25 protein-coding genes and 1 pseudogene are annotated in these 26,117 nt (G+C 46.4%); 9 read left to right on the top strand and 17 right to left on the bottom strand.

The genetic code is table 11. The annotated features are described in order from the left end of the window. The first annotated feature begins 186 nt into the window (after positions 1-186). The 3 genes from FTO70_RS13745 to FTO70_RS13735 all read left to right on the top strand — a co-directional run bounded on the left by FTO70_RS13745 (position 187) and on the right by FTO70_RS13735 (position 2,238). The gene (locus tag FTO70_RS13745) at positions 187-1,149 is read left to right on the top strand and encodes a D-aminoacyl-tRNA deacylase (RefSeq protein ID WP_255336329.1); all 963 of its coding nucleotides are present in this window, start codon (positions 187-189) and stop codon (positions 1,147-1,149) included. Between the two features lie 214 nt (positions 1,150-1,363). Beyond that, the gene (locus tag FTO70_RS13740) at positions 1,364-1,726 is read left to right on the top strand and encodes a DUF3147 family protein (protein WP_255336328.1); all 363 of its coding nucleotides are present in this window, start codon (positions 1,364-1,366) and stop codon (positions 1,724-1,726) included. A 116-nt stretch (positions 1,727-1,842) separates the two neighbouring features. Further along, positions 1,843-2,238 (top strand): DUF3147 family protein, encoded by a 396-nt coding sequence (locus FTO70_RS13735; protein WP_255336327.1) that lies wholly within the window; start codon positions 1,843-1,845, stop codon positions 2,236-2,238. A gap of 127 nt (positions 2,239-2,365) precedes the next feature. Here FTO70_RS13735 and FTO70_RS13730 read toward each other — a convergent pair whose 3' ends face one another. Next, positions 2,366-2,524 carry a hypothetical protein gene (locus FTO70_RS13730; protein ID WP_255336326.1) on the bottom strand — a complete coding sequence of 53 codons (159 nt, stop codon included), beginning with the start codon at positions 2,522-2,524 and terminating at the stop codon, positions 2,366-2,368. A gap of 85 nt (positions 2,525-2,609) precedes the next feature. Between FTO70_RS13730 and FTO70_RS13725 the strand changes: the two genes are divergently transcribed. Next, positions 2,610-2,813, top strand: coding sequence for a hypothetical protein (locus FTO70_RS13725; RefSeq protein WP_255336325.1), 204 nt, complete (start codon positions 2,610-2,612; stop codon positions 2,811-2,813). Positions 2,814-2,827: 14 nt separating this feature from the next. Here FTO70_RS13725 and FTO70_RS13720 read toward each other — a convergent pair whose 3' ends face one another. The 4 genes from FTO70_RS13720 to FTO70_RS13705 form a co-directional block, all read right to left on the bottom strand. Then, on the bottom strand, positions 2,828-4,051 hold the full coding sequence (locus FTO70_RS13720) for an NAD(P)/FAD-dependent oxidoreductase (RefSeq protein WP_255336324.1): 1,224 nt from the start codon (positions 4,049-4,051) through the stop codon (positions 2,828-2,830). 192 nt (positions 4,052-4,243) lie between these two features. Further along, a complete protein-coding gene (locus FTO70_RS13715; protein WP_255336323.1) occupies positions 4,244-4,420 on the bottom strand; it encodes a 4Fe-4S binding protein in 177 nt (58 codons plus the stop codon). A 90-nt stretch (positions 4,421-4,510) separates the two neighbouring features. Continuing rightward, the gene (locus tag FTO70_RS13710) at positions 4,511-5,899 is read right to left on the bottom strand and encodes an MATE family efflux transporter (RefSeq protein WP_255336322.1); all 1,389 of its coding nucleotides are present in this window, start codon (positions 5,897-5,899) and stop codon (positions 4,511-4,513) included. A gap of 3 nt (positions 5,900-5,902) precedes the next feature. After that, the gene (locus tag FTO70_RS13705) at positions 5,903-6,469 is read right to left on the bottom strand and encodes a MarR family winged helix-turn-helix transcriptional regulator (protein ID WP_255336321.1); all 567 of its coding nucleotides are present in this window, start codon (positions 6,467-6,469) and stop codon (positions 5,903-5,905) included. A 450-nt stretch (positions 6,470-6,919) separates the two neighbouring features. Between FTO70_RS13705 and FTO70_RS13700 the strand changes: the two genes are divergently transcribed. Further along, entirely contained in the window at positions 6,920-7,414 is a 495-nt protein-coding gene (locus FTO70_RS13700; protein WP_255336320.1) for a MarR family winged helix-turn-helix transcriptional regulator, read from the top strand. 586 nt (positions 7,415-8,000) lie between these two features. After that, on the top strand, positions 8,001-10,340 hold the full coding sequence (locus FTO70_RS13695) for a hydrophobe/amphiphile efflux-3 (HAE3) family transporter (protein WP_304364500.1): 2,340 nt from the start codon (positions 8,001-8,003) through the stop codon (positions 10,338-10,340). 686 nt (positions 10,341-11,026) lie between these two features. On the opposite strand, the gene FTO70_RS13690 is transcribed toward FTO70_RS13695, so the two are convergent. The 5 genes from FTO70_RS13690 to FTO70_RS13670 all read right to left on the bottom strand — a co-directional run bounded on the left by FTO70_RS13690 (position 11,027) and on the right by FTO70_RS13670 (position 14,546). Continuing rightward, on the bottom strand, positions 11,027-11,662 hold the full coding sequence (locus FTO70_RS13690) for a transposase (protein WP_255336319.1): 636 nt from the start codon (positions 11,660-11,662) through the stop codon (positions 11,027-11,029). Continuing rightward, positions 11,590-12,084 carry a hypothetical protein gene (locus FTO70_RS13685; RefSeq protein WP_255336318.1) on the bottom strand — a complete coding sequence of 165 codons (495 nt, stop codon included), beginning with the start codon at positions 12,082-12,084 and terminating at the stop codon, positions 11,590-11,592. The genes FTO70_RS13690 and FTO70_RS13685 overlap by 73 nt, the downstream gene beginning before the upstream one ends. 53 nt (positions 12,085-12,137) lie before the next feature. After that, entirely contained in the window at positions 12,138-12,548 is a 411-nt protein-coding gene (gene tnpA / locus FTO70_RS13680; protein ID WP_255336317.1) for an IS200/IS605 family transposase, read from the bottom strand. Between the two features lie 220 nt (positions 12,549-12,768). After that, entirely contained in the window at positions 12,769-13,905 is a 1,137-nt protein-coding gene (locus FTO70_RS13675) for an aldo/keto reductase (RefSeq protein WP_255336316.1), read from the bottom strand. Positions 13,906-14,036: 131 nt separating this feature from the next. Continuing rightward, on the bottom strand, positions 14,037-14,546 hold the full coding sequence (locus tag FTO70_RS13670; RefSeq protein WP_255336315.1) for a GNAT family N-acetyltransferase: 510 nt from the start codon (positions 14,544-14,546) through the stop codon (positions 14,037-14,039). A 189-nt stretch (positions 14,547-14,735) separates the two neighbouring features. On the opposite strand from FTO70_RS13670, the gene FTO70_RS13665 reads away from it, so the two are divergent. Together FTO70_RS13665 and lon are read left to right on the top strand one after the other, a co-directional pair. Then, a complete protein-coding gene (locus FTO70_RS13665; protein WP_255336314.1) occupies positions 14,736-15,152 on the top strand; it encodes a MarR family winged helix-turn-helix transcriptional regulator in 417 nt (138 codons plus the stop codon). A gap of 148 nt (positions 15,153-15,300) precedes the next feature. Beyond that, positions 15,301-17,706, top strand: a complete 2,406-nt coding sequence (lon, locus tag FTO70_RS13660; protein ID WP_255336313.1) for an endopeptidase La — start codon at positions 15,301-15,303, stop codon at positions 17,704-17,706. 349 nt (positions 17,707-18,055) lie between these two features. Here the strand turns inward: lon and FTO70_RS13655 are convergent, their stop codons facing one another. The 3 genes from FTO70_RS13655 to FTO70_RS13645 form a co-directional block, all read right to left on the bottom strand. After that, positions 18,056-18,439 carry a type II toxin-antitoxin system VapC family toxin gene (locus tag FTO70_RS13655; RefSeq protein WP_255336312.1) on the bottom strand — a complete coding sequence of 128 codons (384 nt, stop codon included), beginning with the start codon at positions 18,437-18,439 and terminating at the stop codon, positions 18,056-18,058. After that, complete coding sequence (locus FTO70_RS13650) at positions 18,436-18,654, bottom strand: antitoxin VapB family protein (RefSeq protein ID WP_255336311.1); 219 nt, start codon at positions 18,652-18,654, stop codon at positions 18,436-18,438. The genes FTO70_RS13655 and FTO70_RS13650 overlap by 4 nt, the downstream gene beginning before the upstream one ends. A gap of 167 nt (positions 18,655-18,821) precedes the next feature. Beyond that, positions 18,822-19,763: a hypothetical protein gene (locus tag FTO70_RS13645; RefSeq protein ID WP_255336310.1), complete on the bottom strand. Its 942-nt coding sequence runs from the start codon at positions 19,761-19,763 to the stop codon at positions 18,822-18,824. Positions 19,764-20,348: 585 nt separating this feature from the next. On the opposite strand from FTO70_RS13645, the gene FTO70_RS13640 reads away from it, so the two are divergent. Beyond that, complete coding sequence (locus tag FTO70_RS13640) at positions 20,349-21,047, top strand: flavodoxin family protein (RefSeq protein WP_255336309.1); 699 nt, start codon at positions 20,349-20,351, stop codon at positions 21,045-21,047. A gap of 252 nt (positions 21,048-21,299) precedes the next feature. Here the strand turns inward: FTO70_RS13640 and FTO70_RS13635 are convergent. The 4 genes and pseudogenes from FTO70_RS13635 to FTO70_RS13620 form a co-directional block, all read right to left on the bottom strand. Beyond that, positions 21,300-22,026 (bottom strand): annotated as a pseudogene (locus FTO70_RS13635) (transposase); the annotation flags it as partial. A gap of 224 nt (positions 22,027-22,250) precedes the next feature. Beyond that, positions 22,251-23,135 (bottom strand): hypothetical protein, encoded by an 885-nt coding sequence (locus tag FTO70_RS13630; RefSeq protein ID WP_255336308.1) that lies wholly within the window; start codon positions 23,133-23,135, stop codon positions 22,251-22,253. 546 nt (positions 23,136-23,681) lie between these two features. Then, the gene (locus FTO70_RS13625; RefSeq protein ID WP_255336307.1) at positions 23,682-24,521 is read right to left on the bottom strand and encodes an SDR family oxidoreductase; all 840 of its coding nucleotides are present in this window, start codon (positions 24,519-24,521) and stop codon (positions 23,682-23,684) included. A 207-nt stretch (positions 24,522-24,728) separates the two neighbouring features. After that, the gene (locus FTO70_RS13620; protein WP_255336306.1) at positions 24,729-25,496 is read right to left on the bottom strand and encodes a hypothetical protein; all 768 of its coding nucleotides are present in this window, start codon (positions 25,494-25,496) and stop codon (positions 24,729-24,731) included. Between the last annotated feature and the right edge of the window lie 621 nt (positions 25,497-26,117).

Here is a 26,117-nt window from a genome sequence, read left to right as displayed (position 1 = left end):
GTTTTTTCGGGTCGAAAATGCATTCTCCATAACCGGGAATCGAAATTTTTCCAGAAGCTCAAAAAGACAAAACAGCAGCTTTTTGATCGGAGCCGGAATTTCTGGGTTGGGTTTATCTAATTTGAAGAAATGATAGTGCTTTGACTCAGAGAAATTCAGGATAAAAAGACCCGGATTGATTCAAAAATGACAGGAACGAGCAATCCAGAAGAAAATAAAATAGAAAGCTCTGGTAAATCTGGAAACCAGAGCAAAAGTTCAGGAAAAACCCTGAATTCAGAAAACGCCCCGAAAATCACCATCATCTGTTCTGCCCCTGACCTTGCCAGCCAGAACATCAAAGAACACCTTCTTGCCCTCAGGGAATGGAAGCACCTGGAACTCCCGGAAAACTCCGGGTTCTCAGCAGCCCGTGAATCCGCAGACGGGAAGTTCAGGCTTGTGGAAATTGAGGAGATCCATGTTTTTCAGGACGGGCTTGATAAGAAACTTGAAGCTGCTGGGCTTCCGGCAGAACTTATTATCTTTGCTTCCAAGCATAGGAGCAAGGAAGAAGTCAATTCCCTGACCGTGCACTGCACAGGAAACCCCTCCGATGAAGCCAGGCTCGGAGGCCGCCCGAGAGAACTTGCAGTCTCTTCCCCGCCTGCTATGAAGTCCATCCTTATGGAGATGAAGAGGCTGGCCGGAGAAATGGGCCTGAAATACGACGTGACCCTGGAAGTGACCCATCACGGGCCGACGGAACTCTCGGTGCCGTCCATCTACACCGAAATCGGGAGCACAGAGGTCCAGTGGCAGGACCCTGAAGCCGGAGAGGTAGCTGCAAAAGCGATCCTGGCCGTTTCCCTGGAAAAGGTTCCCGTAGCCCTTGGCTTCGGAGGCGGGCACTATGCCATGCGCCAGACGGGGATGCTGCTGGAAACCGGAATATCCTTCGGGCACAACTTCCCCAAGTACCAGCTCGAATTCACGGACGAAGCCCTGATCAGGCAGGCAGTCGAAAAGTCCGGGGCCGACTTTGTGTATTTTGACCGGAAATCCATGAAAAGTGAGGACAGAAAACGCATTTCCGAAATTGTGGAAAAGCTCGGGCTCCAGGTCTTAAAAGAGTCAGAGATCAGGGAAAAGTACGGTCAGGAACTGTAAATTCAGGAACTGTAAATTCAGGAAAATCAGTACCTGGAAAAAATACGGCTCTCAGGAAATATATTTTTCAGAAACATGCTCTTCATCCGGAAAGATAAATATACCTCTTGCCTTTAATGGCAGCTTTGAAAGCCAGGAGAAAAGGGCATTCCAACGACTATAAAGGGCATTCAAATGACTGTAAAGGTTATTCCGGTGTAGGGGCAAAACCATCATGTTCGGCATTGACCTGTTTCCTGTTTTACTGCGTTTCCTGTTCGGGGGGAGTGCGGTTGTAGCTGCTACGCTGATTGCACGGGCTTTCGGGGGCCGGATTGGAGGTATTTTTGCTGCTTTTCCGGCGGTGTACCTGGCGGCAGTCGTGGGCCTGAGCCTGGAGTATGAAGGTAGCGAACTCCTGTTCGTGTCCGAAGAGCTTTCAAAAGGTGCGCTTGTGGGGATGCTTGCCGATATCGGGTGTGCCCTTGCAGCCAGCTACCTGATCCTCAGGTACGGGTGGAAAAAAGGGCTGGGTTACTCTCTGCTCCTCTGGGCTGTGCTCGCCCCGCTGATTTATTTCGCGTGGTTCGGGTTTTGAGGAATTAAATTGAAAAAAAATAACTCAGTGGTAATAACTCAGTGGTAATAACTCAGTGGTAAAATGAGACGGAAAGAGAAAATCAACCCTGCCATCGGGGAATCCGAAGGCCTTTTATGAAAGCTGACGTAAGGGACCTGGGGTTAAGGTTCGTCTTCGGAGGGACTGCCGTAGCTGCCTGTTTTATCATGCTCCAGATACTTCCCTGGAAATCCTTTGCGGGGATTTTTGCCGCTTTTCCGGCGGTAATGGCCGCAGCCGTGATCATGGCCGGGCACTTCGGGAGCTCGGAGCAGGCCGCAGACATCGCCCTTGGAGCCAGTGCCGGGATGATGGGCTGTACGGTCTGCGTCTTCGTAGCCAGCTTCTGCATGCAGCACCTGGGAAAATGGGGCATCTCCCTTGCTATTGCCCTCATGGCCTGGCTCGTCAGTTCCTTCATGTTTATCCGGCTGATGCACGGGTTTCTGGAAAAAAGGAAAGAAGGAAGAAATAGAGAAACCAATCACTGAAATATTTTCAAGGAAAAATATTCTAAAGTTAAACAGGGTAAAAATTCAACTAAAAGTTCATGTGAGATTTACGTGAGATTCAGGTAATATTTCAGGTAAATTCGAGGCTAAAACGGCCCGGGTCAACTCATTCTTTTAAATTCATCGGCTCTCCGCAGCACATAACATCGCCGGTACAGCATGCCCCGGTTGTGCAGATTTCCCCGCACTCTTTTACCACCTGAAGTTCGAATCCGCATTCCCCGCAAACAAGAATCTGGCCTTTCTTCAATTCCCCACAGCGCATATTGAACCACCGATTTTGATTGATGAGAAAAATACGTATTCCGGATTCAAACTGCTTTTGAAACAATGGTTCTGAGTATTCTTCTATGAACAATCCGAAAAAAATCAGGGAAAAATCAGGGAAAAATCAGGGAAAAATCAGGGAAAAATCAGGGAAAAAATCAGGAAAATCAGGAAAATCAGGAAAATCAGGAAAATCAGGAAAATCAGGAAAATCAGGAAAATCAGGAAAATCAGGAAAATCAGGAAAATCAGGAAAATCAGGAAAAAATTGTGAAACCCCCGGCTAGCAGGGGCGGCAGGTTTAGAGCCTGTTTTTTGCTGCTTCTACGGCTATGTCCTTGAAGAGCACGTGGAGTTCCCAGAGCAGTTTCCTGTTGGCTTTGAATAGGGCATAGAGCAGGTCTAAAAGCCTCATGCTTTCGAATTTCACGTCTTCGACAGAGTGGGCAAGGGAGTTCAGGTCTTCATCGCTCAGGCTGACAAAGCAGTTTTTTACGATGAGGTTCGTATCGATCTTTTTACCTATGCCTGTCTTCCACCGCTTTTCGTAGAGTTCTTCCAGTTTCTCTTCTGAGACGTCCCCTGCGGAAATGGCTTTGTAAGCGGCTTCTCCTGCCATTTTCCCGGCATCCATGCCGTTAAGGATCCCGCCGCCTGTGATAGGGTCAGCCTGGCGGGCAGCGTCTCCGATCAGCATGAGCCCGTTTGCGGTGAATTTTTCAATGTTTCCCGAAACCGGGACTCCCCCAAAGACCATTTCGACGATTTTGCCTTCCGGGAAGTGTTTTTCCACAAACTTATTGAGGTAATCTACAGGCCTGGGCTTGAACTTCCCGCCCTTGCTCCCGAGAATCCCTATTCCTACGTTTGCTTTCCCTTCTCCTTTCGGAAAGACCCAGACGTAGCCCCCTGGTGCTATTTCGTTTCCAAGATAGAATTCACAGCATTCCTGGTCAATGTCCACTCCTGCTACCAGGTACTGGACACAGGTCTCGATATCTGCGGGCTTCAGGGAAGTATCAATTCCTGCCCACCGGCCGACCTTTGACTCGACGCCGTCGGCCCCGATGATGATGTCCGCACGTACCTCGTACTCTTTTCCCAGGTGCATGAGCCTGATTCCCTTTACAAAGCCGTCTTCAAGGACAAGGCCCGTGGCCCGGGTCCTGACCCTTACCTCTGCTCCGGCTTTCGCGGCAAGTTCTGCAAGGGCACGGTCAAAGATTTTCCTTTCGAGGACAAAACCGACTTCCTTTCCCGAGAGTTTTTCTGCCATCTCTACCTTTGTTCCGTCAGGTGCGTATACGCGGGACCCATTGACGTCGGCGCAAACCCATCGTTTATCGATTTCCACGTGCTTCCTGAGAAATTCCTTGCTCACGCCTTCGGCGCAGCGCACCGGAGCTCCTATTTCCTGGCGCTTTTCTATCAAAAGCACATCAAGCCCTTTTTCTGCCGCGGTTTTTGCAGCAATGGAACCTGCAGGTCCAGCTCCGACCACTATGACGTCATACCGCTCCTTCATTTCATTTCCTCATATTTTACCTGAAATTCTTCTATTTTTTAACTATCTCATACCCGGTCTACTTCCAATGCTCGGTCTACTTACCATACCCTGTCTGCTTCCCATGCCCGGTTTCCTTCCCATGCCCTGTCTACTTCTCATACCCGGTTTCCTTCCCATACCCTGTCTACTTCCTATGCCAGGTTTCCTGCTTCATTTCACTAATTCAATTGCTCCCACAGGGCAGATCCGACCGCACATACCACACGCTGTGCAGGTATTCTCATCTACTTCCACCCAGGTTTCGATGAGTTCGAGGGCTCCGCCGGGGCAGACTCCTACACAGGCACCGCAGTATCCGCATTTGTATCTGTTTACATTTACTTTCACAAGTTCACCTGCAAATTTAACGGAAAAATTATGGTTCCTGATTAAAGTGCAATCTTTGTATATAAGTTCGGGTCATGTTCCCAATTCAAATTAACTGGAATTCTCCATTCCTGCATTTTCCGGACCGGGGATTTGCTGGAAAATCCTGTGTTCCCTGAAAAGAAAGAGAAGAGTCAGGACAACAGCCATCAGGTCTGCAACCGGAAACGCTGCCCAGACCCCATTGAGGTTATAGAGCCGCGGAAGGAGGAATACCATGGGCAAAAAGAAGAGGATGGGACGGGAGACCGAAAGAATAAAAGAAGGCCTTGCCCTCCCGAGGGCCTGGAACAAAGTTGCCCCGATTATATTAATGCCCACCAGAGGCATACCAAAGACGAAAATCCTCATTGCGGTTTTTCCCAGGTCCAGCAGTGCCGGGTCGGAACTGAAGATTGAAAGGAGCTGCTGCGGGAAAAGAAACATGACCAGAAACCCTGCCGTCCCGAAAGAAACTGCTCCCAGGGCCGCAATTTTTACGGCTTTGACTACCCTTTCAGGTTTGCCTGCCCCGTAATTGTAGCCTGCAATCGGCTGGAGGCCAAAGGACAGGCCGATGAGGGGCATAAAAACAAACGAAAAGAGCCGGAAAATAAGCCCGTAAACGGCAATAGCGACGTCTCCCCCGTAAACCGCAAGGGCGGCATTTACGAAAATCATCGTAACACTCTGTGAAATGTCCATCACAAAAGGCCCTGCCCCTATAGCTGCGATCTCTTTTAAGATCCCGATATCGGGTTTCAACATCTCAAAGCCGAAGTGCACGGCGCTTTTTCCTGCCAGGAAATAATGCAGTATCCATAGGGCACTCACACCCTGGGAAAAGACGGTTGCAAGAGCAGCTCCGCGGACTCCCATCCCGAAGCCGAAGATCAGCAAGGGATCAAGCACGATGTTCAGGCCGGCTCCGAGCAGCATCGCATTCATGGAAAAACGGGCGTTTCCTTCCGCACGGACTATGTTCTGGACTGCTATCCCGAGGATGCAGGTAATTGCCCCGGCCAGTATGACCTTTATGTACTCCACGGCATAGGGCATGATCCCTTCCGTTGCCCCGAAAGCTTTCAGGATCGGGGAGAGGTCTGAGAAGCTCAATACGAAAAAAAGCACCCCCATTACAAGCCCAGCGGAATAGACATTTCCAAGGGCTCTTCTTGCCCTTTCAATTTCCTTTGCCCCAAGAGCTCTTGAGATAACGGACGCACTCCCGGTCCCAAGCAGAACGGCAATCCCTATAAGGATCATCTGGATTGGAAAAGCAACCGTAAGCCCTCCTATCGCAAGAATACTCTCATCCGCTCCATACGCTTTTGCCACAAAAAAAGTGTCCACGACATTATAGAAAGCCTGGACTACCATTGCAATGATACCTGGAAGTGAAAGCTTGAAAAGCAGCTTTTTGATTTCTTCCCTGCCCAGAAAATCACTTTTTCCTTCCATTTTTTACTCCTTACTGTCCTCATCCCTGTTTTGAAGCTCAGCCGATTCTCTTGCCTGAACCCTGCCCTCTCCTCTGCCTGGGTTTCTCTCCTGATCCGCAGGTTCATCCACAGGTTCCTGCGTTGCCAGTTCAGGAGGCTCAAAACAGGGTTCAAATAGCTTTCTTGAAGCTTTTTGTAGCAGCTGCCTGAAGTCCTCTTTTTCTTCAGATGTGAAATCCGAAAGGAGGGTATCGACAAAAGCCACTAGCTTTTCCAGGACCACTCCCCGCATTTCCTTTCCCTTTTCGGTCAGGTAAACTTTGTAGGCCCTGCGGTCATCTTCGTCTACCTGACGATACACGTACCCTTCTTTTTCCAGGCTCTGGACCGCTCTCGTGCTCGTGGCTTTGCTTACCTTCAGGGCCTTTGCGAGAGTTTCCTGGGAGATGCCGTCCCTCCGGTATAAAACCATTAAAAAATCAAACTGTCCGCTCCCTATCCCGTAAGGTTCGAGCTCCTTTACCATGTAAGCCAGGTGGCTCCGGTAGATGTGGGCGATCGGGCCGCAGATTGCTCTTGGGTCTTCCATTGTTGAATCCTCTATTTTTGGGGAATGGTGAAGAGATTGTTTTGAGATTGAGTGTTTTCAGATTGAGTATTTTAAATTCCGAGCCAAATAGTTACATATGAAACTAAATTACGAATCTCTTCTTAAATCTGATTGCATAAATAGTTACTGATGAAACTAATTCATCCCCTTACCCTTATCCTGTAAACCTATTCCGAAACCTTTCACTGTATCTTTCTAAAAGCGCACTTTACTTTCTAAAGAATCATAGAAAATTTTAAATATCAGTTTTATCAATTTGTTGTAAATATCAATTATTAACAATTGCATCTTTTGTAGTTGTTAAACATTAAGTTTTCATTAAATGAACTTCATGTAAATCCCCAGACGCTTACGGACCGACGCTGAAATACGCTATGGAATCCCTGCATCTGTACGCCACAGTTACATGTATGGCGTCCTGGAGGAAGCATGTTAGACGACAAAAGAAGGAAAGAAATCAGGCGGTTGATGCTGGAAAGGACAATACTTTTCAACAAATTATTTGAAAGAGAAGTCTATCGGAAAATCTCCCAAACCAGGTTGGATGAGCTCGAAAAACTCAGTAAACAGCAGCCTCTGGCAATCATAATAATTGGCACGGCAGGAGAAATAATTCCTTCATACCTCGGCCTGTGCATGAATCTGGACAGGAGCAGCCTCTCAAGGATGATAGACTCCCTCGAAAAAAAAGAAATTGTCGGGAGAAGAACGGACCCTGAAGACCGCAGAAAAGTCCTGATATCCCTTACTGAAAAGGGGAAAAAGTACTATGAAATTATGAATAAGAAAATGGAAGAAGTTGACGTTTTTCTCATGGGGCATCTTGAGGAACAGGACATCAAAGATTATGAAGAATGCCTTAAAACAGAGGTACGGATCATGAGAAAAATCGATTCCGTAAAGGAGGCAGGAGATAGATCCTGAACAGTAAAAATCCCGGCCGAACGGGTTCACGCATTCGGCCCGATTTAACGGATCACACTGATAAAACATTTACAGAACTCGGTCCCCTGCATCCGGGGACCTGAGCAAACACTTTTCAGGGGGTTCTATGAGAAGCATGCTGACCTGATTTTTAAGTTTACACAGTTCATTAAAAGGTTTCCTGAGTAGACATTACACTACCAGGGAAAAGATTTACTTCATTTTTCATGGGATATCGGTTTTGATTAGCCGTGGCTATGTATTTTTGCCCGGATTAAGTTGCTGACAAATAAGGCCTGATAATGAATCAGAAAATGAATCAGAAAATGAATCAGAAAATGAATCAGAAAATGAATCAGAAAATGAATCAGAAAATGAATCAGAAAATGAATCAGAATATGAATCAGAAAAGCACCCGATGATTACCACCCGGACTAAACCTGCTAAACACTAAACATCCGGATTAACCTGCTAAGCATCCGGAATAAACCTGCTAAGCATCCGGAATAAACCTGCTAAGCATCCGGACTAAAACCTGAATATTTCAGGTGAAGTTTGTCCTGAGATCAGAAGATAGAAATCATACCTGTTATGCCTCCAAGGGGGTAGCGCCATAAAAAACATATTCGAAAAATTAGGAATTTTTATCCAGAGTAACCGTCCGACCATAATTGCTGTCATGTTCCTTCTAATCCTGCTGTCCTCGCAGGGGGCACAGATGATCGAGATGGCTTCCGGGACAGAAACTTTTGTTTCTAAGGGCACACAACTGTATAAAGATTATGACCACCTTTTTAAAAAGAACTTCCAGACTGAAAGCATTGTAGTGATGGTTGAGGGAAATGAAGTCACATCCGCAGCCGTGATGAAAGCCGCGGACAGGCTGGAGCAGCAGATGCTGACCGTTCCGGGAGTTCTATCCGTCACAAGCCCTGCTACCCTGATAAAGCAAATCAATTACAAAGCTTCCGGAAGGGCAAAGGTCCCCGATTCGGACCGGGAAGTCCAGAGTATACTTGAGAGCCAGCCGGAACTGTTTGAATCTCTCATGCCTGACGGGACCCATATGATGATCGGGATTAAAATTGCAGGCAGTACGACTGATCAGCAGCGGGAAGACATTCTGAATGTCCTGGATACTTCCCTGAAAGAAGCTGCTTTTCCACCGGGGTACAGCCTCATTATTACGGGTTCTCCCGCCCTTAGGCTTGACATTAACAAAGAAATAAGCCAGAGCATGGGGGTCCTGCTCGGAGTTGCCTCCCTGTTGATGGTTGTCGTGCTCCTCCTCGTCTTCAGGCATGTCAGATGGGGGCTGCTGCCTCTTCCGGTTGTGCTTCTGGGGGTCTTTTTTACATTCGGGGTTATGGGGTATGCCGGAGTGCCCATGACAATGGTCTCCATGGCAGCTTTTCCCGTCCTGATCGGGATAGGGATTGACTATGCCATCCAGTTCCACAACAGGATGGAAGAGGAAATCCGGTTCGGGAAGAGTTCAGGACAGGCCCTTGTCCGTACCATCAAGCACACGGCCCCTGCGGTCCTGATAGCCCTGGCAATGACTGCACTTGGCTTTATTCCTCTTTTCACTTCCACCATCCCCATGATCCGGGATTTCGGAAAACTGCTCCTGATCGGGGTAATTATGTGTTACATCTCTGCAGTCTTTTTCGGGCTGGTAACTCTTTACAGTTTTGACTGGCTTGCAAAGAGGAATCCGTTTGGGCTTTTCAAAAAGAAAAATGGAGAGGGAAAAACTGAAACAGGCCCTGAAAGTTCTCCCGGGGCAAAGGTGCAGGAAGCAAAAGCAGTCGAAAAAGTCCTTATCCGGGTCGCCGACTTTACCATCAAACATTCCAGGGTCATCCTCGTGATCTCCTTGCTTACCTGTTTTGCGGGACTTTATGCCGACCAGTCAGTCCCGATCCAGAGCGACACGAATTCCTTCATCCCCCAGGACATGCCCTCCCTGATATATTATAAGCAGATGCAGGACATAATTCCCGGAATGGGAGACCACCTGAACATCATTCTTAAAGTTAAGGACAACAGTGACCCGCAGGTCCTGGAGTGGATGGATGAGTTCAGCAGGCATGAAGTTGCAAACCGGGGCCATGTCTATGCAGCTACGAGCATTGTAGACCTTGTAAAGGAAAGAAACGGCGGCACCATTCCCGAAACTTCCGAAGAAATACGGAAAATATACAGCAAGATCCCGGAAAGCGAGAGCAGAGAATACAAGCAGGGGAGCCAGCTGCTTACAATTGACCTTGATATAGGGCAGGCTATGGAGAACCTCGAGATCACGGGCATTAAAGAGCTGCGGGACATTGTTCAGGAGGATATACAATGGATGCAGCCCCCTCCCGACGTCACTGTCACCATTACCGGCCAGAGTGTGGCAATGATTGACATAATAAGTGCCCTTACGAGCGGGAGAGTCTTTATGACCATGCTCGGAATAGGGCTTGTGCTGATAGGGTTGGTCGTGGTTTACAGGAACCCCATGAAAGCACTCTCCCCTATAATTCCCATGTTCATTGTCGTCGGCTGGTCAGGCCTTGTCATGTCCGGGCTGGGCCTTGCATATACGCCGATGACTGCAGTGCTCGGAGCCCTGATCCTGGGGGTGGGGTCCGAGTACTCCATCCTGATGATGGAACGCTACTTTGAGGAAAAAGAAAACGGGCTGGACCCTGTGGGAGCTATCAACCAGGCGGTGACCACCACCGGCTCGGCTCTGATAGCTTCCGGAGCCACTACGGTCTTTGGTTTTTCAGCCCTTATTTTCTCCCCGTTCCCCATTCTGAGCAATTTCGGGCTGGTAACTGTTATTGATGTTTTCCTGGCAATTTTTGTCACCTTCGTGGTTTTCCCGCCCCTGATCGTGATGATGGACACCCGTCAGGAGAAGAGAAAAGCATGAGCAGTCTTATATAAGGAAAAAAGGCGGTGGAGTGGTTCCTGGACACATACCTCAATTTTCAAATCTTATTTTTTATTTTTCTCCTGTCCCGGCACCTCTCCATGCACTGCCCGAAGCGACCTGAATAATTTCCTCAAAAATCGAATCTATCCGCTTTCATCCCAGTTTTAATTTGTCTCAAAACCCCGGACCCGGCCTTACCGACTTTGATCAGGTCATTTTGTCAATAGGGGAGGCTGGCGAATTGAAGACAACCATGAAGACAGCCATATACACCGCTGCTGGTCATTTAATTAGCTTGCTGAACTTCACCGAAGCAACCGGAATGGCATCCCCAGTCGTTATTTCCCGAGCGTAAGCGAGGCCAGAGCATTTTAACAAAAAATTCAAAAGATGTATGAAAGGAAAAAAAGCAGACATTAAACTTTCCTGTGCATTAAGTGGCTGGTTCCATATTTAAATTCCCTGGTTCTATAAAAATTCCAAAATCAAGTAGAATTTAAGTTGCTATCCTTTGGGAAATTATCTATGGAACACAGCTAGACTTTTCAGATTTCTACGTTTCTGTCTCTTAATTTATAAGGAAAGGCCGGCCGACTTCACGCCTGGAGAGAGTTAGGGGTTCTGCAAATCAGTAGTTTCTACGGAAGTCTTGTTGACTGAAGTGACTACTCCCATCACTGAAGTTACGGGCATCTATCAGAATTCTGAAGAGATTGTAGCCCCAATCTCAGAATGTTAATAGCAGCATTATGATCTCTATCAAGAGTAAGACCACAATAAGGACAACTGTGTATTCTCTCTGATAGGTCTTTTTTAACTATTTGACCACAGCCTGAGCACATCTGTGATGTATTGCATGGATTGACAAGCTCTACACGTTTACCAGCCCATTCTGCCTTGTAAGACGTGATAGTCACAAGTTTACTCCATGCCGCATCAGCAATATGCTTTGCCAGGCAATGATTTTTGGTCATATCTTTAACATTCAGATCTTCAAATATGATAAAGTCGTAAGCTCTGACCAGATTGAGACTTACTTTCTGTACAAAATCCTCTCTCTTGTTTGCGATTCTTTCATGAACACGTTGAACAGCTTTCAAAGCCTTTGCTCTTTCAGGTGTTCCTTTTTCAAGTTTTGAGAGCTTTCTCTGTACTTTTGCCAGAGCCATTTCTTCCGTAATAAAGAACCTTGGATTTGGCACATAATTCCCATCAGAAAGAGTTAGGAAACTCTTGATGCCTACATCTACACCTGCTGATAATCCGGTTTTTTGCAGTTTTGTCGGCGTATCAGTTTCAACCAGAAAAAAACAAACCATTTTCCTGTAGGCATCCTACGAATCGTAAGTCTCTTTATCTCCCCTTCTACTGGCCTATGCAACTTGATCTTGAGTTCACCTATTTTGGAAAGAGATAATCTTTCAGAATTTAGATAAAAACCGAATTGAGTATAAGTGAAGCTGTCATATCTTCCGTATCCTCTGAATCGAGGATAACCGGGGTTTTCTCCATTTTTCACTCTACGGAAAAAGGCTTCAAAGGCAAGGTCTACTCTCTTGACGACTTCCTGCAGCACCTGAGAATGAACGGTTTTCAATTCGGGCTTTTCTTTTTTCCATTCGGGAATCATTTTCTTAGAATCATAGTAACCTATGTTCTTTTGTTCTAATTCCCATGTGTTTTTCCTGAGTGCGAGTGTTTCGTTATACGTCCACCGGCAAAGCTCAAGAGTGTTATTCATAGTTGTTTTTTGAGCCTTTGTAGGTAGACCCTATACCGTAACACTTTCAACAATCATTTCACCTTTTGAGTTTCAATATACATTTGGATTACATCTTTTGTTGTATCTCCGCATGTTCCAACATAATAAGAAGGATTCCAGAGATGACCATTCCATAATCTACTCCTTATTTCAGGATGCATTTCGAAGAGTTTCTTTGCAGTAATCCCCTTAAATATTTTCACAATATCGGCAGGGGCGAACTTTGGATGCATAACAATGAAAAGATGCACATGATCCGGCATTACTTCTTGAGTCACAAGAGTTACACCTTTTTCTTTTGCTATCTTTCCATGAAGCTCTTTCAAATCTTCCGCTATTTTTCCAATAAGGACTTTTCTCCTATATTTTGTAGACCATACGAAATGATAATTTGTATTATATGCACATCCTCTTGCACTTATCCAGTGTTCTTTTCCGGTCATGTAATATATACATATGGTAACCATGTGTGTATTAATTTAACGCTATTATGTTGAAGTTGACGGGCTGTATCCCACCATTGAAATGGCAGGGATTAGCCCTTACTTGATCCTAAAAAACAGGATGTAATGCTTTCCTGAACCTGAATGAATGATACTATGACTTCTTCACTCCTCCATGAACTCCCTAATCTCCATAAATTCCTTAATATCCATGAGCCCCTTAATCTTCCATATACTCCCTTACTTTCTTCAACATCTTCCGGATCTCAATTCCCTGCGGGCAGACCTCCTCACATTCTCCGCACTCAACGCAGTTCCCGGCTTTTTCTTCCGGTGCCAGAAGGACTCCATACTGGAACCTGGCATTCTCCACATCATCGAGCACATAAACGTCATTCAGATAACCAAGGTTCCGCGGGATATTTACTCCCTGAGGGCAGGGGATGCAGTACTTGCAGCCGGTGCAGTTGACTTTGATCCGGGTTTTGTAGATCCCCTTGACTTCGGCTATCAGGTTTTTTTCTTCGGGGGAAAGGGAGTTGGCGAGCCCTTCGTCCGCAATTCTCAGGTTTTCTTTGAGGTGCCCCATCTCCGACATCCCGCTCAGGACGACGCTGACTTCGGGATAGTCCCAGAGGTAGCGGAAAGCCCATTCTGCGGGGGTCCTTTTGATTTTTGAACGTTCCCAGACCTTTTGGGCTTCTTCCGGGACTTTTGAAGCAAGGTTTCCGCCGCGCAGGGGTTCCATGATGACAACAGCAATGCCTTTTTCAGCTGCGTATTTCAGGCCCTCGGTTCCGGCCTGGAAGTCTTCGTCCAGGTAATTGAACTGGATCTGGCAGAGGTCCCAGGGGTAGGCGTCCAGGACTTCCTTGAAAACGTCCAGCTCGTCGTGGAAGGAAAAACCGGTGTATCTGATCTTCCCGGCTGCACGGGCCCTTTCCAGGAACTCTATAACCCCAAACTTTTTCAGTTTCTCCCAGTAGCTTTTTTTTACGGCGTGCAGGAGATAGAAGTCAATGCAGTCCGTCCGGAGCTTTTCAAGCTGCTCGTTTAAAAAGCGGTCCATGTCCTCTTTGCAGTTTACGCGCTTGCAGGAAAGCTTGGTTGCCAGGTGGACCTTTTCCCGGTAGCCGTCGGCAAGGGCTTTTCCCAGGAAAACTTCGCCTTTCCCGCCGTGATAGGAATAGGCAGCGTCAACGTAATTTACCCCGTGGTCAATGGCGTAGCGGAGGAGTTCGATTGCTTTTTCCTCATCGATATTATCAACCGCCCCGTCGAGGACGGGAAGCCTCATGGAGCCGTAGCCGAGAATGGAGGCCTTCTCACCTGTTTTTCCTAGTTTGCGGTACAGCATTTTTTGCCCCGGTGTCAGTCCTTTATTTATCCATAATTTATTTTATTTATCCTTAATTTTCAGATTCAATTGCTTTTTTGCTTTTTGCCCTTTCAAGCACAATCAATTATTTCGCGGGCTCTTTTGCCATTTCAGCTAAAATCAATTATCCCGCTAAATCCATTTAATGCATCCGGAACTAATTCACAGGCCATGACATTTTCGTCGGGAATCTCAGGTGTATGTTTGATACTAAAAGTCACAGCCGGCCTGAACCCGAATCTATGGTAATAGGCAGGGTCGCCTACAAGAACTACTACCGTATAACCCAGCTCTCTTGCCAGCCTGAAACTTTCGTTTATCAGTTCGGAACCGACTCCTTTGTTCCGATATTCCAGCAGGACGGAAATAGGTGCTATCAAAAGGGCTTCAAATTTACCATTACCGGTCGTGATATACATTTTTGTCAGCATAATATGCCCGATTAGCTTGCCGTCTTCCTCTGCGACCAGTGCAAGTTCGGGAATATAGTTACCGCTGTTGCGCAGCTCAACGGCAAAATCCTGCTCTTTGCCATTGGAAACTTTTGCGGTTTGAAATGCAACTTTTACCAGATCGTATATCTGGTCGAAGTCTTTCTCTGTTTCTCCTCTGATGATCATTTGAATTCTCCCGGAACGATGAACAATTGGCCTATTGCATAAATAAAGTTGTGAGATACAGGTAAAGGAGTTGTAAAATATAGGTAAAAACCTTTGCATATTTTTTTGGAATACCGAACTTGGGCACAAACTATATATACCAAATAATATAATTAGGGCAATACTAACTAACAGAAGGGTCGGAATATGATGGAAAAAAGAGAGCATTTATTGATAGTTTTTGAAAACCTGTTTAATATTAAAAGCAAATGCTCTTGTGAGATCTTCTCTGAATGCGGATTATCGGATATTACTGTAAAGCAGATAGGATATCTAAAAATCATTGATGAACACGGGGATGTGACGTTTAGCAAACTTGCTAAAATCACCAATAACTCGAAACCCACTATCACAGAGATGATTAACAAATTTGTCAAAATGGAGTGCGTTTACAGGGAAAAATCCCCCGAGGATGCCAGAATCTACTATATTCGCCTGACTGAAAAAGGGCAAAAGATAGCAAACGCCGAACAGAAAGCCTTGCTCCGGGTTATTGAAAGGATGGCCGATTCCCTGGATGAACACGAAATGGACACCCTTATCAGACTTCTTGATAAGGTTAGCTAATTTTTTTTAACTTGCAAAATAGTTAGGTTAATTCAAACTAAGTAATTTCGACGACAATCGGGATAATTGCGATAATAATCTGGATAATTTCGACGACAATTGCGATAATAACCGTGATAATTTTAGACAATAATTAGGACGACGAACAATGGATACAAAACGAACCGAAGATAACAGAGAAACCCTTGTAATGCCGCTCTTTGAGATAGCGGTCTACCCCGGAAGCCGGGCAAAATTCCTGGCTGACAGAAACACAGGAGAAATACTGTCAAAAGAGCTGGAAAATGCCAAATTTACGTATGCTGTCGGACTGACAGTAAAGAGCGGGACCAAACCTTCAGACCTGTCCGAAGATAAGCTGTACAAAACAGGAAACCTGCTCAAAATCACGTATGTACAGCCTGCCGATGGTGGGTATCTGATTGCTGCAAGGGCGGTCCAGAGGGTAGAGGCTGTTTCCCTTCACCGGAAAGACGGGCTGTTCTATGCCGCATATGAACCTGTTCCTGACCTGCCTGACCTCGATGAAGGCATTCAGGCAGAAATGATGGAGAATATCAAAAGGACAGTTCACGAGATCAGCAGCCGTTTCCAGGGTTCCGAACAGTTTATCCGGCCCATTGACAGGATGGATTCCATTGACCAGATACTCGGATATGTTATGCCGTATATGCCGATAAAACTTGCAGAAAAGCAGGCCCTTCTGGAGATCGAATCTGTTCGTGAAAGGTATCTCGCATTCCTTGAGATCCTGATGAAGCAGAAAGAAAATGTCAATATCCAGATGGAGATGGCAAAAAAAGTTACCGATAAAGTAAACAAATCAAACCGGGAGGCGATGCTCCGGGAGCAGCTTAAGCTAATCCAGGAAGAGCTGAATGAAAGCGATGATTCCGTTTCAGGAGAAGGTGGATACCGGGAAAGGATTGAGAACTCGAAGATGCCTGATGAAGTTAGAAAGAAGGCACTCTCAGAGCTGAAGAAACTCGAAACCGGAGGCCCACACAACCATGAAGCCCCCGGAATCAGAAATTACCTGGACCTCCTGGTCGACCTTCCCTGGGCAACCGAAGAGAAAAAGAGCATCGATATTGCCGAAGCCCGCCGTGTGCTCGAAAACAACCATAACGGGCTTGAAAAGGTCAAGGAAAGAATAATCCAGCACCTGGCGGTAATGAAACTCAAACAGGAAAAACAGGGTTCGATCCTGCTCTTTGCAGGCCCGCCAGGCACCGGCAAGACCAGCCTTGGGAAGAGCATTGCAGATGCCCTGGGAAGGGAGTATGTCCGGGTCAGCCTCGGAGGCGTCAAGGACGAATCAGAGATCAGGGGACACCGCCGGACCTACGTGGGAGCCCTTCCCGGAAGGATTATCCAGGGCATGAGAAAAGCAGGCACAAAGAACCCGGTCTTTATTCTCGACGAAGTCGACAAGCTTTCGGCTTCCTACGCAGGAGACCCGGCAAGTGCCCTTCTTGAAGTCCTCGACCCCGAACAGAACAGCACCTTCTCGGACCACTACCTGGAAGTCCCCTACGACCTGTCCGAGGTACTGTTCATCGCCACCGCCAACTCCCTGGCAACCATCCCGGCACCGCTCCTGGACAGGATGGAGCTGATCGAGATTTCCGGCTACACGAAAAACGAGAAGTTTGCAATCGCAAAAGACCACCTGCTCCCCGAGACCCTCGAAGAACACGGCCTTGATGCGGACAAACTCAAAATCGAAGATGAAGCCCTGAAGCTGATCATCGAAAAGTACACCCGCGAAGCTGGAGTCAGGCAGCTTAAAAAACAGCTTGCAAAGACGGCAAGGTTCGTGTCCGAAAAGATCGTCTCAGGGACCGCCAAGCTTCCCTACGTGGTAAAGCCCGACATGCTCAAAGAGGTCCTCGGAAAAGAGATGGTCCGGCAGGAAGAAGCCAGGAAAGAGAACATACCCGGCGTGGTAACCGGTCTTGCCTGGACCCCTGTGGGAGGGGACATCCTCTTCATCGAAGGCACCTTCATGCCCGGAACCGGAAAGCTCACCCTTACCGGCCAGCTCGGGGACGTGATGAAAGAGTCGGCCCAGATCTCCATGAGCCTTGCCAGGTCCAGGCTTGCAACCCCCGCAAGCACTGCAAACCCCGCAAACAGCTTCAACTTTACCACAAGCGACATCCACATTCACGTCCCTTCGGGTGCAACTCCCAAAGACGGCCCGTCAGCCGGCGTGACCCTCTTTACCGCCCTCACATCCCTGATCACCGGCAAAGCCGTTGACCCCAAACTTGCCATGACCGGGGAAATAACCCTGAGCGGTTCTGTCCTCCCTGTCGGCGGCATAAAAGAGAAAGTCCTCGCAGCCCACAGGGCAGGCATAAAAAAGGTCATCCTCCCCAAGGAGAACGAAAGAGACCTTGAAGACGTGCCCGAAGATGTCAGGAAAGAACTCAAGTTCGTGCCTGTAGAGACCATTGAAGAGGTCCTGAAAGAGGCACTGGATATTGAGCTGCCAAAGCAGGTTTTGTCGTTTGAAGGGAATGGATTTTCGGCTGCGCAGAATGTTTGAAGAGTGTTTAAAGATTGAAGAGTGAAGTTAGAGGATGGGACCATTATGGTTTGAAAGAGCCGTAATACATCTCATCCTTATAGATTTTAGATTTCCCGGAATATTCCGGGAACATTTCGACTATTTTTGAGTAACCCATTTTTGTCTCTTTTGAGGCGGAAACTTCGTGAACTTGACCAGAGCAACCGGAATGGTATCTCCCATCGTTCTTGTCCCGAGCGTCAGCGAGGCCTGCCCAAAACAATTTCCAGAGTGAAAGAATATATCAAAAGTAAGCACCCTGACAGAAGGAATCAACAATGAAAAAAAATCCAGCACAGGACTGGAGAGCTGTACAAAATACTGCAGCTCAATAGACAAATACATCCAGCTCGGAAACTTTCCCGATGCTGATAAAATCCCTATCCCGGGTGGCAATCTTTTCCGCCCCGTTTACCACGGCTATGCCTGCTATGAGGACATCCGCACTGTTTACCGGAGTTCCAAGGCCCAGCAGCCTGCCCATTATATCACTGGCTTCCTCAGCGGCTCTCAGATCGAAGTCCAGTATTTCAATTTCGGAGAAAAACCTTCTGAAAAACTGCTCTTCTTTCCTTGCTTTTCTGTGTTTGACCCCTGAGAGGATTTCGTAGTAACTTATAGCAGTGGTTGTCACATCTTTGTCCATGAATTCCCGGGTTTTTTCTACGCCCCTGAAAAAGTCGATAAGGGTACTGGTGTCGAGTACGATCATATCCTGAGCCTCGAAAGTTCCCTTATTTTCCTGGAATCCTCTTCCAGCCCCTCCAGAAGTTCTTCGTCTTTCAGTGCACCAAAATAAGCCGAGAGATCCCCCTTTTCTCTCACCAGCATGCGGTCTATAACATCGCTGAAGCTTTCTCCCTCACGCTTCGCATTTTTTAGCAGATCGTAGGTATCATCGCGGATTGAGATTGTCTTTGTACCCATGTATATGTGTATGTTAACACAGAAATATAAGTTCTTTGTCCGGGACAAATATCCGGAGTCGATCTAACGAAACGCCTCTACTTTTCAGAACCTATTTTCCAGCACATTTCGAGCATTTTCCATTTTCAAAAGGATAAAGCAAAGAAGCTGTTAAGTTTCATCCACTTTCACCACACCCGTGAAGAGCTGTGAAAAAATTCAAAGCTGTCCACCACTTCCGGATCAAGCCCCATTTCTCCAAATATCTCCCTGAAAACTGCCCGGTATTCATCTTCAGGTATCGTATCCCCACTGCTTCCCGGAGGCATTACGATTTCGAGCCTTACCTTTCCCGAGGCATCGAGTTCAACTATGTACCTGTTCTCATTATCATAAGCCACTACCTTTGCTTCCGGGACGAGGTACTTTACGGAACCCAGCCGTTTCCCGTCCTTTAAAAAGACTTCTGTGGGGTATGCATTAATACCCAAACTGGTTTCGTAACCGAACTCATCACTGTTTTCCATAAGATAGGCATATACAGCCGGGAAATCCGGAGATTCGTTCACCGATATTTCAGCGTCCCAGGTCTGGTTTTGTGAGGCTTTTTTCAGTTCCTCAAGATACTTTTCCGAAGCATTTTCATCCTGACCGAAGAGGAGCCCGAATTTTTCAAGCATCCAGGAGTCATCCGGAAATTCCGATAGCTGTATGGGGGACTCGGGGTCGGAGTGGCTGAAGTTCGAGATGACTACACAGGTTCCGGTCCTGGTTTCAGCTTCGGATTCGTTCTCACATGCGATGACCATAAGCTCGGAGTTCTTGTCATAGTTAAGCCTGATGTTCTCCACAAGAGCAGCACTTCCGAAGCTTTCCCGGACCTCAGGGACATCCCCGGCCTCAAAGCCCGAAAAGTTTCCGGGCCAGGGCCAGGAACCTTCCACCTCATAGCCTGCTTTCTCCGCGTTCGTAAGTGCTGAACTGTAATCGAGAGGCCCGATATCAACTTCTTCGGAATAGTACCAGGAGCTGTCAATAAAACCCATTAATAGGAAAGGGCCGAAGATACACAGCACGAGAAGGAGGGGAATGAGTAATAATAGTATCAGTATGGCTTTTTGCTTATTCATGAAACTCTCAACTCCGGGAAAACATCAGTAAACTGAGGAGGCTGTTAGTATTCCGAATTATATGTCGAATCTTAAAAAGATCGGTGATAATATCTCTTAGTTTTCCATAACACGACATTATCCATACTAAAATAATAAATAAGTTAGGTTATTTTGCAAGCTTTTGAGTAAAAATTGTTCCGAGAACTAGCAAAGGTAGCCCAAAAAAATGATTGATTCGCAAGCCTTTTTAAGGAGCAAAATACCGGGGCTATTTCCTTCTGCTTGATCGAACTTAACCGGTGCAACCGTATTGGCATCTCCCGTCGTTCGCAACTGCCAGAATGAAAGAATACATCAAAAATAACCACCACTGCAGAAGGATAAAAACGAAGTATACGCCCACCACACCTTTTAGAAGAGGTGTATTCGAAAACAAAAAAGTAGTTTCAATTTCTCTTTCTTATTCATTTAATTTGAGAGCAAGCCGGTTGCTTCGAAACCGGGGGCGTGTAAGGGGTTGGGATACGAAACCGGCCCCATGTAAACTCCTGAGTGGGTATCGTAGTAATTTATAACCGTAGTGACAACATAGAAAATCAGGTTGTGAGTATAATTTCAGAACTAATCGAAATGGAGGAAAAAACCATGAAATTAATAGCCATAAACGGAAGCCCCAGAAAGAAATGGAATACGGCAACCCTGCTGGAAAAAGCCCTTGAAGGTGCGGCTTCGGAGGGTGCGGAAACAGAAATTATCCACCTCTATGACCTTAATTTTAAAGGCTGCACAAGTTGTTTTGCCTGCAAATTAAAAGATGGGAAAAGCTATGGGAAATGTGCAGTGAAGGACGAGCTGACACCCGTGCTGGAGAGGTTGAAAGATGCTGATGCAGTGATCCTTGGATCGCCCATCTATCTAGGGAACTCTACGGGGGAGATGAGGTCGTTCATGGAGCGCTATATATTTCCATACCTCGTTTACTCCAATGAGTTGCCCACGCTCTATCCGAAAAATATCCCTGTTGGTTTTATCTATACGATGGGGGCAACGGAAGAATACTTAGATATGATAGGGCTCAGGAAAACTATTGAAGTGAATGAATATATGGCGAAAATAATCTTCGGAGATTCCGAATCCCTGTGCAGTACCGATACCTACCAGTTCGATGATTATTCAAAGTATGTTGCCGACAGGATTGACCCTGTGGAAAAGGCAAAAAGGCGAAAGGAAGTGTTCCCGCAGGACTGTGACAAAGCTTTTGAGATGGGAGCCAGGTTCGTAAAGCGGCAAACAACCCTGTAAATTCTCACAACTTTTACTTTTTGGCTTTTGTCTTTTTGTTAGCTTTTTTTACTTTTTCATTTTGTTTTTCCTTTGAAAGACCTCTCTTGCATAGAGATTGACATGTTGGGGAGGGGCAGTTCATATAAAAATTCAGGTCAATAGACCAGAACGTCCAGGTCGGAAACTTTCCCGATGCTGATAAAATCCCTATCCCTGGAAACAATCTTTTCCGCTCCGTTTACAATGGCTATGCCTGCTATGAGGACAATGGCCATCAGAAACGATTAACTTGACATCTCTTAAGCCTGTTTCTTTCAGATCATCGAAAAGATCTTCCCAGAACAGGGAGTCTTCACTGTCTGCCAATCTTGTTCCAAGAATCTCACGGTAACCGTCGTCCCTGATCCCGGCAACTACAAAGAGAGCTTTGTTTTCATAATGAAGTCCATCTCTTATCTTGAAATAAGTCGCATCAATGAGCAGGTAAGGGATTTCATATTCTATTGGTTTTGACAGGAATTCTTCAACCTTCTCATCCAGTTCTTTGGTAATCCTGGAAACAGAAGAGGCTGAGATTTCTCCTGCTCCTAATGCAGTCATGACCTTTTCCACCCTTCGGGTGGAAACACCTTGCAGGTAAGATTCCGCTATAGCGGATAAGATGGCTTTTTCAACTCTCTAATACTTCTCAAACACCTGAGTTTCAAAGGGAAACTCACGGAATTGAGGCTTCAACAATTCGAGTTCTCCATACTTGGTCAGGAGAGTTCGGGGTTTGTATCCGTTTCTACTGGCTCTGCGGGAATCAGTTCGCTCATAACGTTGTGCTCCAGCCTGGAGAAGGGCTTCTTCTTCCATTACAAGGTTTAAAACCAGGTAATTAGCTGGCGAATTCCATCTCCCTGATCGACAAAATAATCTTTTATGAGTGAGAATAAATTAACCATTGACTCTGCATCCTGTTTTTTTGTGGTGAAGAAAAAGGATACAGAGTCAATCATAATTTACAGAAATCTCGGTACACCGCCGATCAAAAAAATAGATCCAAAAATAGATCCGAAAAATAGATTAGGGAAATTTATCGGACTGAGAAACAAAGGTAAAAACAGGCATTTAGATAAAAAGGAAAATAAGATAAAAAGGAAAATAAGATGGGTAAAAAAGCAGAGGATTCAAAAAGAAAAAAGGGAAAAATTTTCCGGGCACGGAATTTTTGCAGCTTTAAAGCCCGGAAAGGATTTTTGCATGGAGTTCCTTTATTTCCTTGAGTTTTTCCACATTTTCTTCCGTATCTCCAATTTTCATGCTTTCGAAGTTTTCAAGTGCGAGTTCCGCCACAATAGTAGAACTGGTCAGGATTTGTTCTTCAGCCTGCACCTTCAGGGTTTCAAGTGCCCACTGGCTCTGGAGCACGGTCCCGTACAGCCCTTTCTTAAAGGAAAGCTTTCCAATCTCTTCAATAGAAAGAGCACTTGAACTCAGGGCTTCGTCAGAGTATTTTTCCGCAGCTAGTTTTCCCAATTCTTCGAGCAGGATTAGTGTGCTAAGAGTCTCGGTTTCAAGGCCTTCTCCTGCTGCATTTTTGCCTATTTCCCCAAGGAAAGTAATCGCACTCAGCAGGGTATCTTCCATGCCCTGAGCGGCCGCAGCTGCCCCGATTTCCTTTAAAGTCACGCACATGGTAATTGTTTCTTCCTGGCCCTTCTGCGTGGGGGAAACTTTCCTTATTTCCATAAGGGTAGTTATAGCCACCTTTGAGCCGGCCTCAAGCCCATTTGCAGCCGACGCCCTGCCCAGTTTCCCTATTACCACAACGGATTTGTTCAGGGTGGATTCGCCGCCCTTTTCGACTGATGCCTTTGCCAGTTTCCCCATGGCCAGGACGGAATTGATCGCAACCAGCTCCATTCCCTCTCCTACTGCCGCCTGTGCGATTTCATCGATGCAGCGGATAACCCTCTCAGCATCCAGCTCCTCTTTTTCTTTGATGAAATCTCCCGCAATCCCGGCAAGGGAATCAAGAGCCTGGAAAACCCGTATCTCATCTTTTTCTTCAACCGAAGATAAACCCACATCAACAGCCTCTGCTTCGCTTAACGTAATCATTTTCTTTTTCCCTCTTTTTCAGGTTGATAGAAGTAAATCAAAACTTCCGGGTTCAGCATGATTTCACTTTTGCCCGGCCAGACTTGCTCCATACTATTACGCAGGGTAATAATTGTCTGTTTTACTCTATGAAGTTATGAGGATATTAGTGTTACTATATTACAAATAAGGTTCTGTTTTTAAAGAAAAACAGGTAGTTCCTGATTAATCGGTCGAGACTACTCCAGAGGTCCGGAAAAGGTAATCTCTGAGCTCCTTTCCCCTCTCCGCAAGTATCTGGAGCCGACCCGGGTTCCAGGAAAGAAAAGAGCAAACAAAATCAGATCCGAATAATCAGATCCGAATAATCAGATCCGAATACTATGAAAAGAGCCGGAATACCTGGAGAAATACTCCACCCGGCCTGAGAAATACTTCCTATGGCCCAGTAAACCGTTTTTCGGTCCGGTGTCAATAAAGTGCTCCCTTCAGCTTGCCTGGCGGCGTCTCCCAAAAAGAAATAAAAAGATCGGAATAATTTAACCTATCGGAGAAAACTTTACTATTTCATTTTTCCATTGCGTCTGCTTCGTTTGTGAACTCATACTCGCTGAAAGCTTCAAGGTCCATTTTCGCCATGAGTATATAGCTGATAAGGTATTTTTCGTCGGATTCGAATCTTATGGTTTCGAGGGAATGTGCAGCCTGGATAACGGTGTTTTCAAAGTTCCTGAAGTTTGAGCACATAAATTCGTAATCAGCGAGGGAGGGCATATACCGGAGGGAATTGTTTTCCCTTGCATGTTCTATCATAATGCCCAGAGCACCCGGGAACTCCTCGGAGAAAATTGTCGCTTCCTTCACCTGAGGAGGGGACAGAAGTACACCCGGCTGGGTGGGGAAGAGTCCTCCGTTCTCCGGAGTCCTGGCACCTGAATGCCCGTATGTATCCCTTCCCATGTTTCCCAGAGCAAGCGCCGCCACCATAGCCTCTCTTTTCATATCTTGCCTGGAAGCGGAGTTTACGATCTCTCCAAGGTATGCAGCCGCAACCCTGACTGCTGCTTCCATTTCCTGCCCTGCGGCGGCTTTCCCGATGGAACAGAAGGAGTACAGTATGCTCAGGCCGGTATCCTCCAGTTTCTGCCCTCTTGCAGCTTCTGCCATTCTTCCCAGGGAAATGAGGGAAACAAAAACCCCTATCTCCATTCCCTGAAGGGCAGCCGCTCTCCCTATGCCCTTTATCCTGGTAACAGCCCGTCTGGCATCAGGTTCAAGCCCTTTGTTTATGTATTCGGTTCCGCGATCTGTCAGGATATCCAGAGACCTGAGTACGCCCAGTTCATCATTATCTTTAACAGAACTCAAGCCAAGGTCTTCTGCCCCGGCCTCGTTTAAAGAGGACATTTAGTATAACCTCACCGGAATTTTTTAGCATATGGAAGAAAAACTGTTGAATTTATGCCATTAATACAATTCGAATTTTCATACAATTCGGCATTTTCACCCTCAATTCATGAAAAATACAGGCCCCTGGTACAGGGATTTCAGGCCCGGAATTCTCCCTGCCCCCGGGGGCAAGGAAGTTTACAACAATTACTTTCCTGAGATCTTTTAATACCTTTCCTGAGATTTTTTCTTGCCTTTTGGAGTCAGATTCAATTTTGCTTCGAGCCCCTCAATATCAAGGTTTTCGAAATGCTGGAGAGCCACCTCGGCAACAATAGAAGCACTCATAAGATAACGGTCATCGGCATCGAATTTGATCGTCTCAAGGGAATAAGCTGCCTGAAGCAGAGCTCTGTCCAGCCCCTGTTTGTCAGCGGTTTTTCCTATGTCCCACAGGAAGCGGGCCGTGGTATCGGCAGCTTCTTTAAGGTCCTTTTCGATCGCTTTGGAACCGAGTTCCTGCAAAATGAGTTCGGCATTTAATGCCGCTTCCTCAAACTTCTGGCTTGCTGCAGCCTTTCCCGCTTCCCCCAGCAAGGCCACTGTGCTTTCCGCAGCATACCCAAGTCTCTGCTGGGTAACGCTTTTTCCGATCTCCCCCAGAGCAAAAATGACTGCTATTGTTTCCTTCTTCTTTTGCCTGAATGCTGCCGTGTTTACCATTTCCCCGAGGCAGGAAGCTGCCACTTTTGCCGGGATTTCCATTCTCTGCCCTGCCGCAACCTTACCTATCTCGCCAAGCGCAAGTGCGATGCTTATCATCACATATTCCATTTCCTGCCTGCACGCTTCCTTTGCAAGAGGAGAAATAAGTAGAAGAGTACTGATAGTAACTGTTTCCAGCCGGGCTTCAGCTGCCGCTTTTCCTATTTCCTTCAGGTATTCGATAATTCTCCTGGTATCGCTTTCCTGCCCATCCCTCGCATACTTCACTGCGATTTCGACCAGGAAATTCAGAGCCTCTACTACCCCTGCTTCGTCCCTATTCTTAACCGATGCAATTCCAAGTTCGAACCCTTCGGTTTCGTCCAGCGGTAGAATCCTACATGCCCCCAGATTCTCTCCTTAATGAAATATGTACATGTGAGGATATTAGCTTTGCCATGGGGATAGCGCAGCACTCAAAGCGCCATTTCCAGGTGGCCAGAAGAGAATAAAGCATATAATTCCCAACATATAATAATAGTTTCAAAACGATAGCGAAAACTATATATAGAAATATACGGTAGTAAGATACCGGTTGCTTATGGGCGAAAGTCAAAGCCTCATTTCACACACACACACGAGAATCGAAACGATTACTCTAGAAAGGATAGGTTTCATCCCTTCTTCCTGTCCGTTCCTAACCTTTCGCTCGTAAGTAACCAGCCTCTTAAATCCTTCTTTTCCAGCGTGAACTACCCCTCCCTGCCTTCTTCGGAGTCGAGGAAGGGGCTTCCTTCGAGTACTCGAATCATCCAGGTATTGGCTCTAAGAACTCAATACCCATCTTCAAGCCTGTTTGTCGAAGATTATCGGCAAAAAACCGATAGCCTGTCCACAAGGCATTCTGTG

The organism is Methanosarcina sp. KYL-1, assembly GCF_024372725.1.
GTDB lineage: Archaea > Halobacteriota > Methanosarcinia > Methanosarcinales > Methanosarcinaceae > Methanosarcina.
Note: the sequence above shows the minus strand (reverse complement) of the source record. Positions and strands in the feature narration are given on the sequence as shown.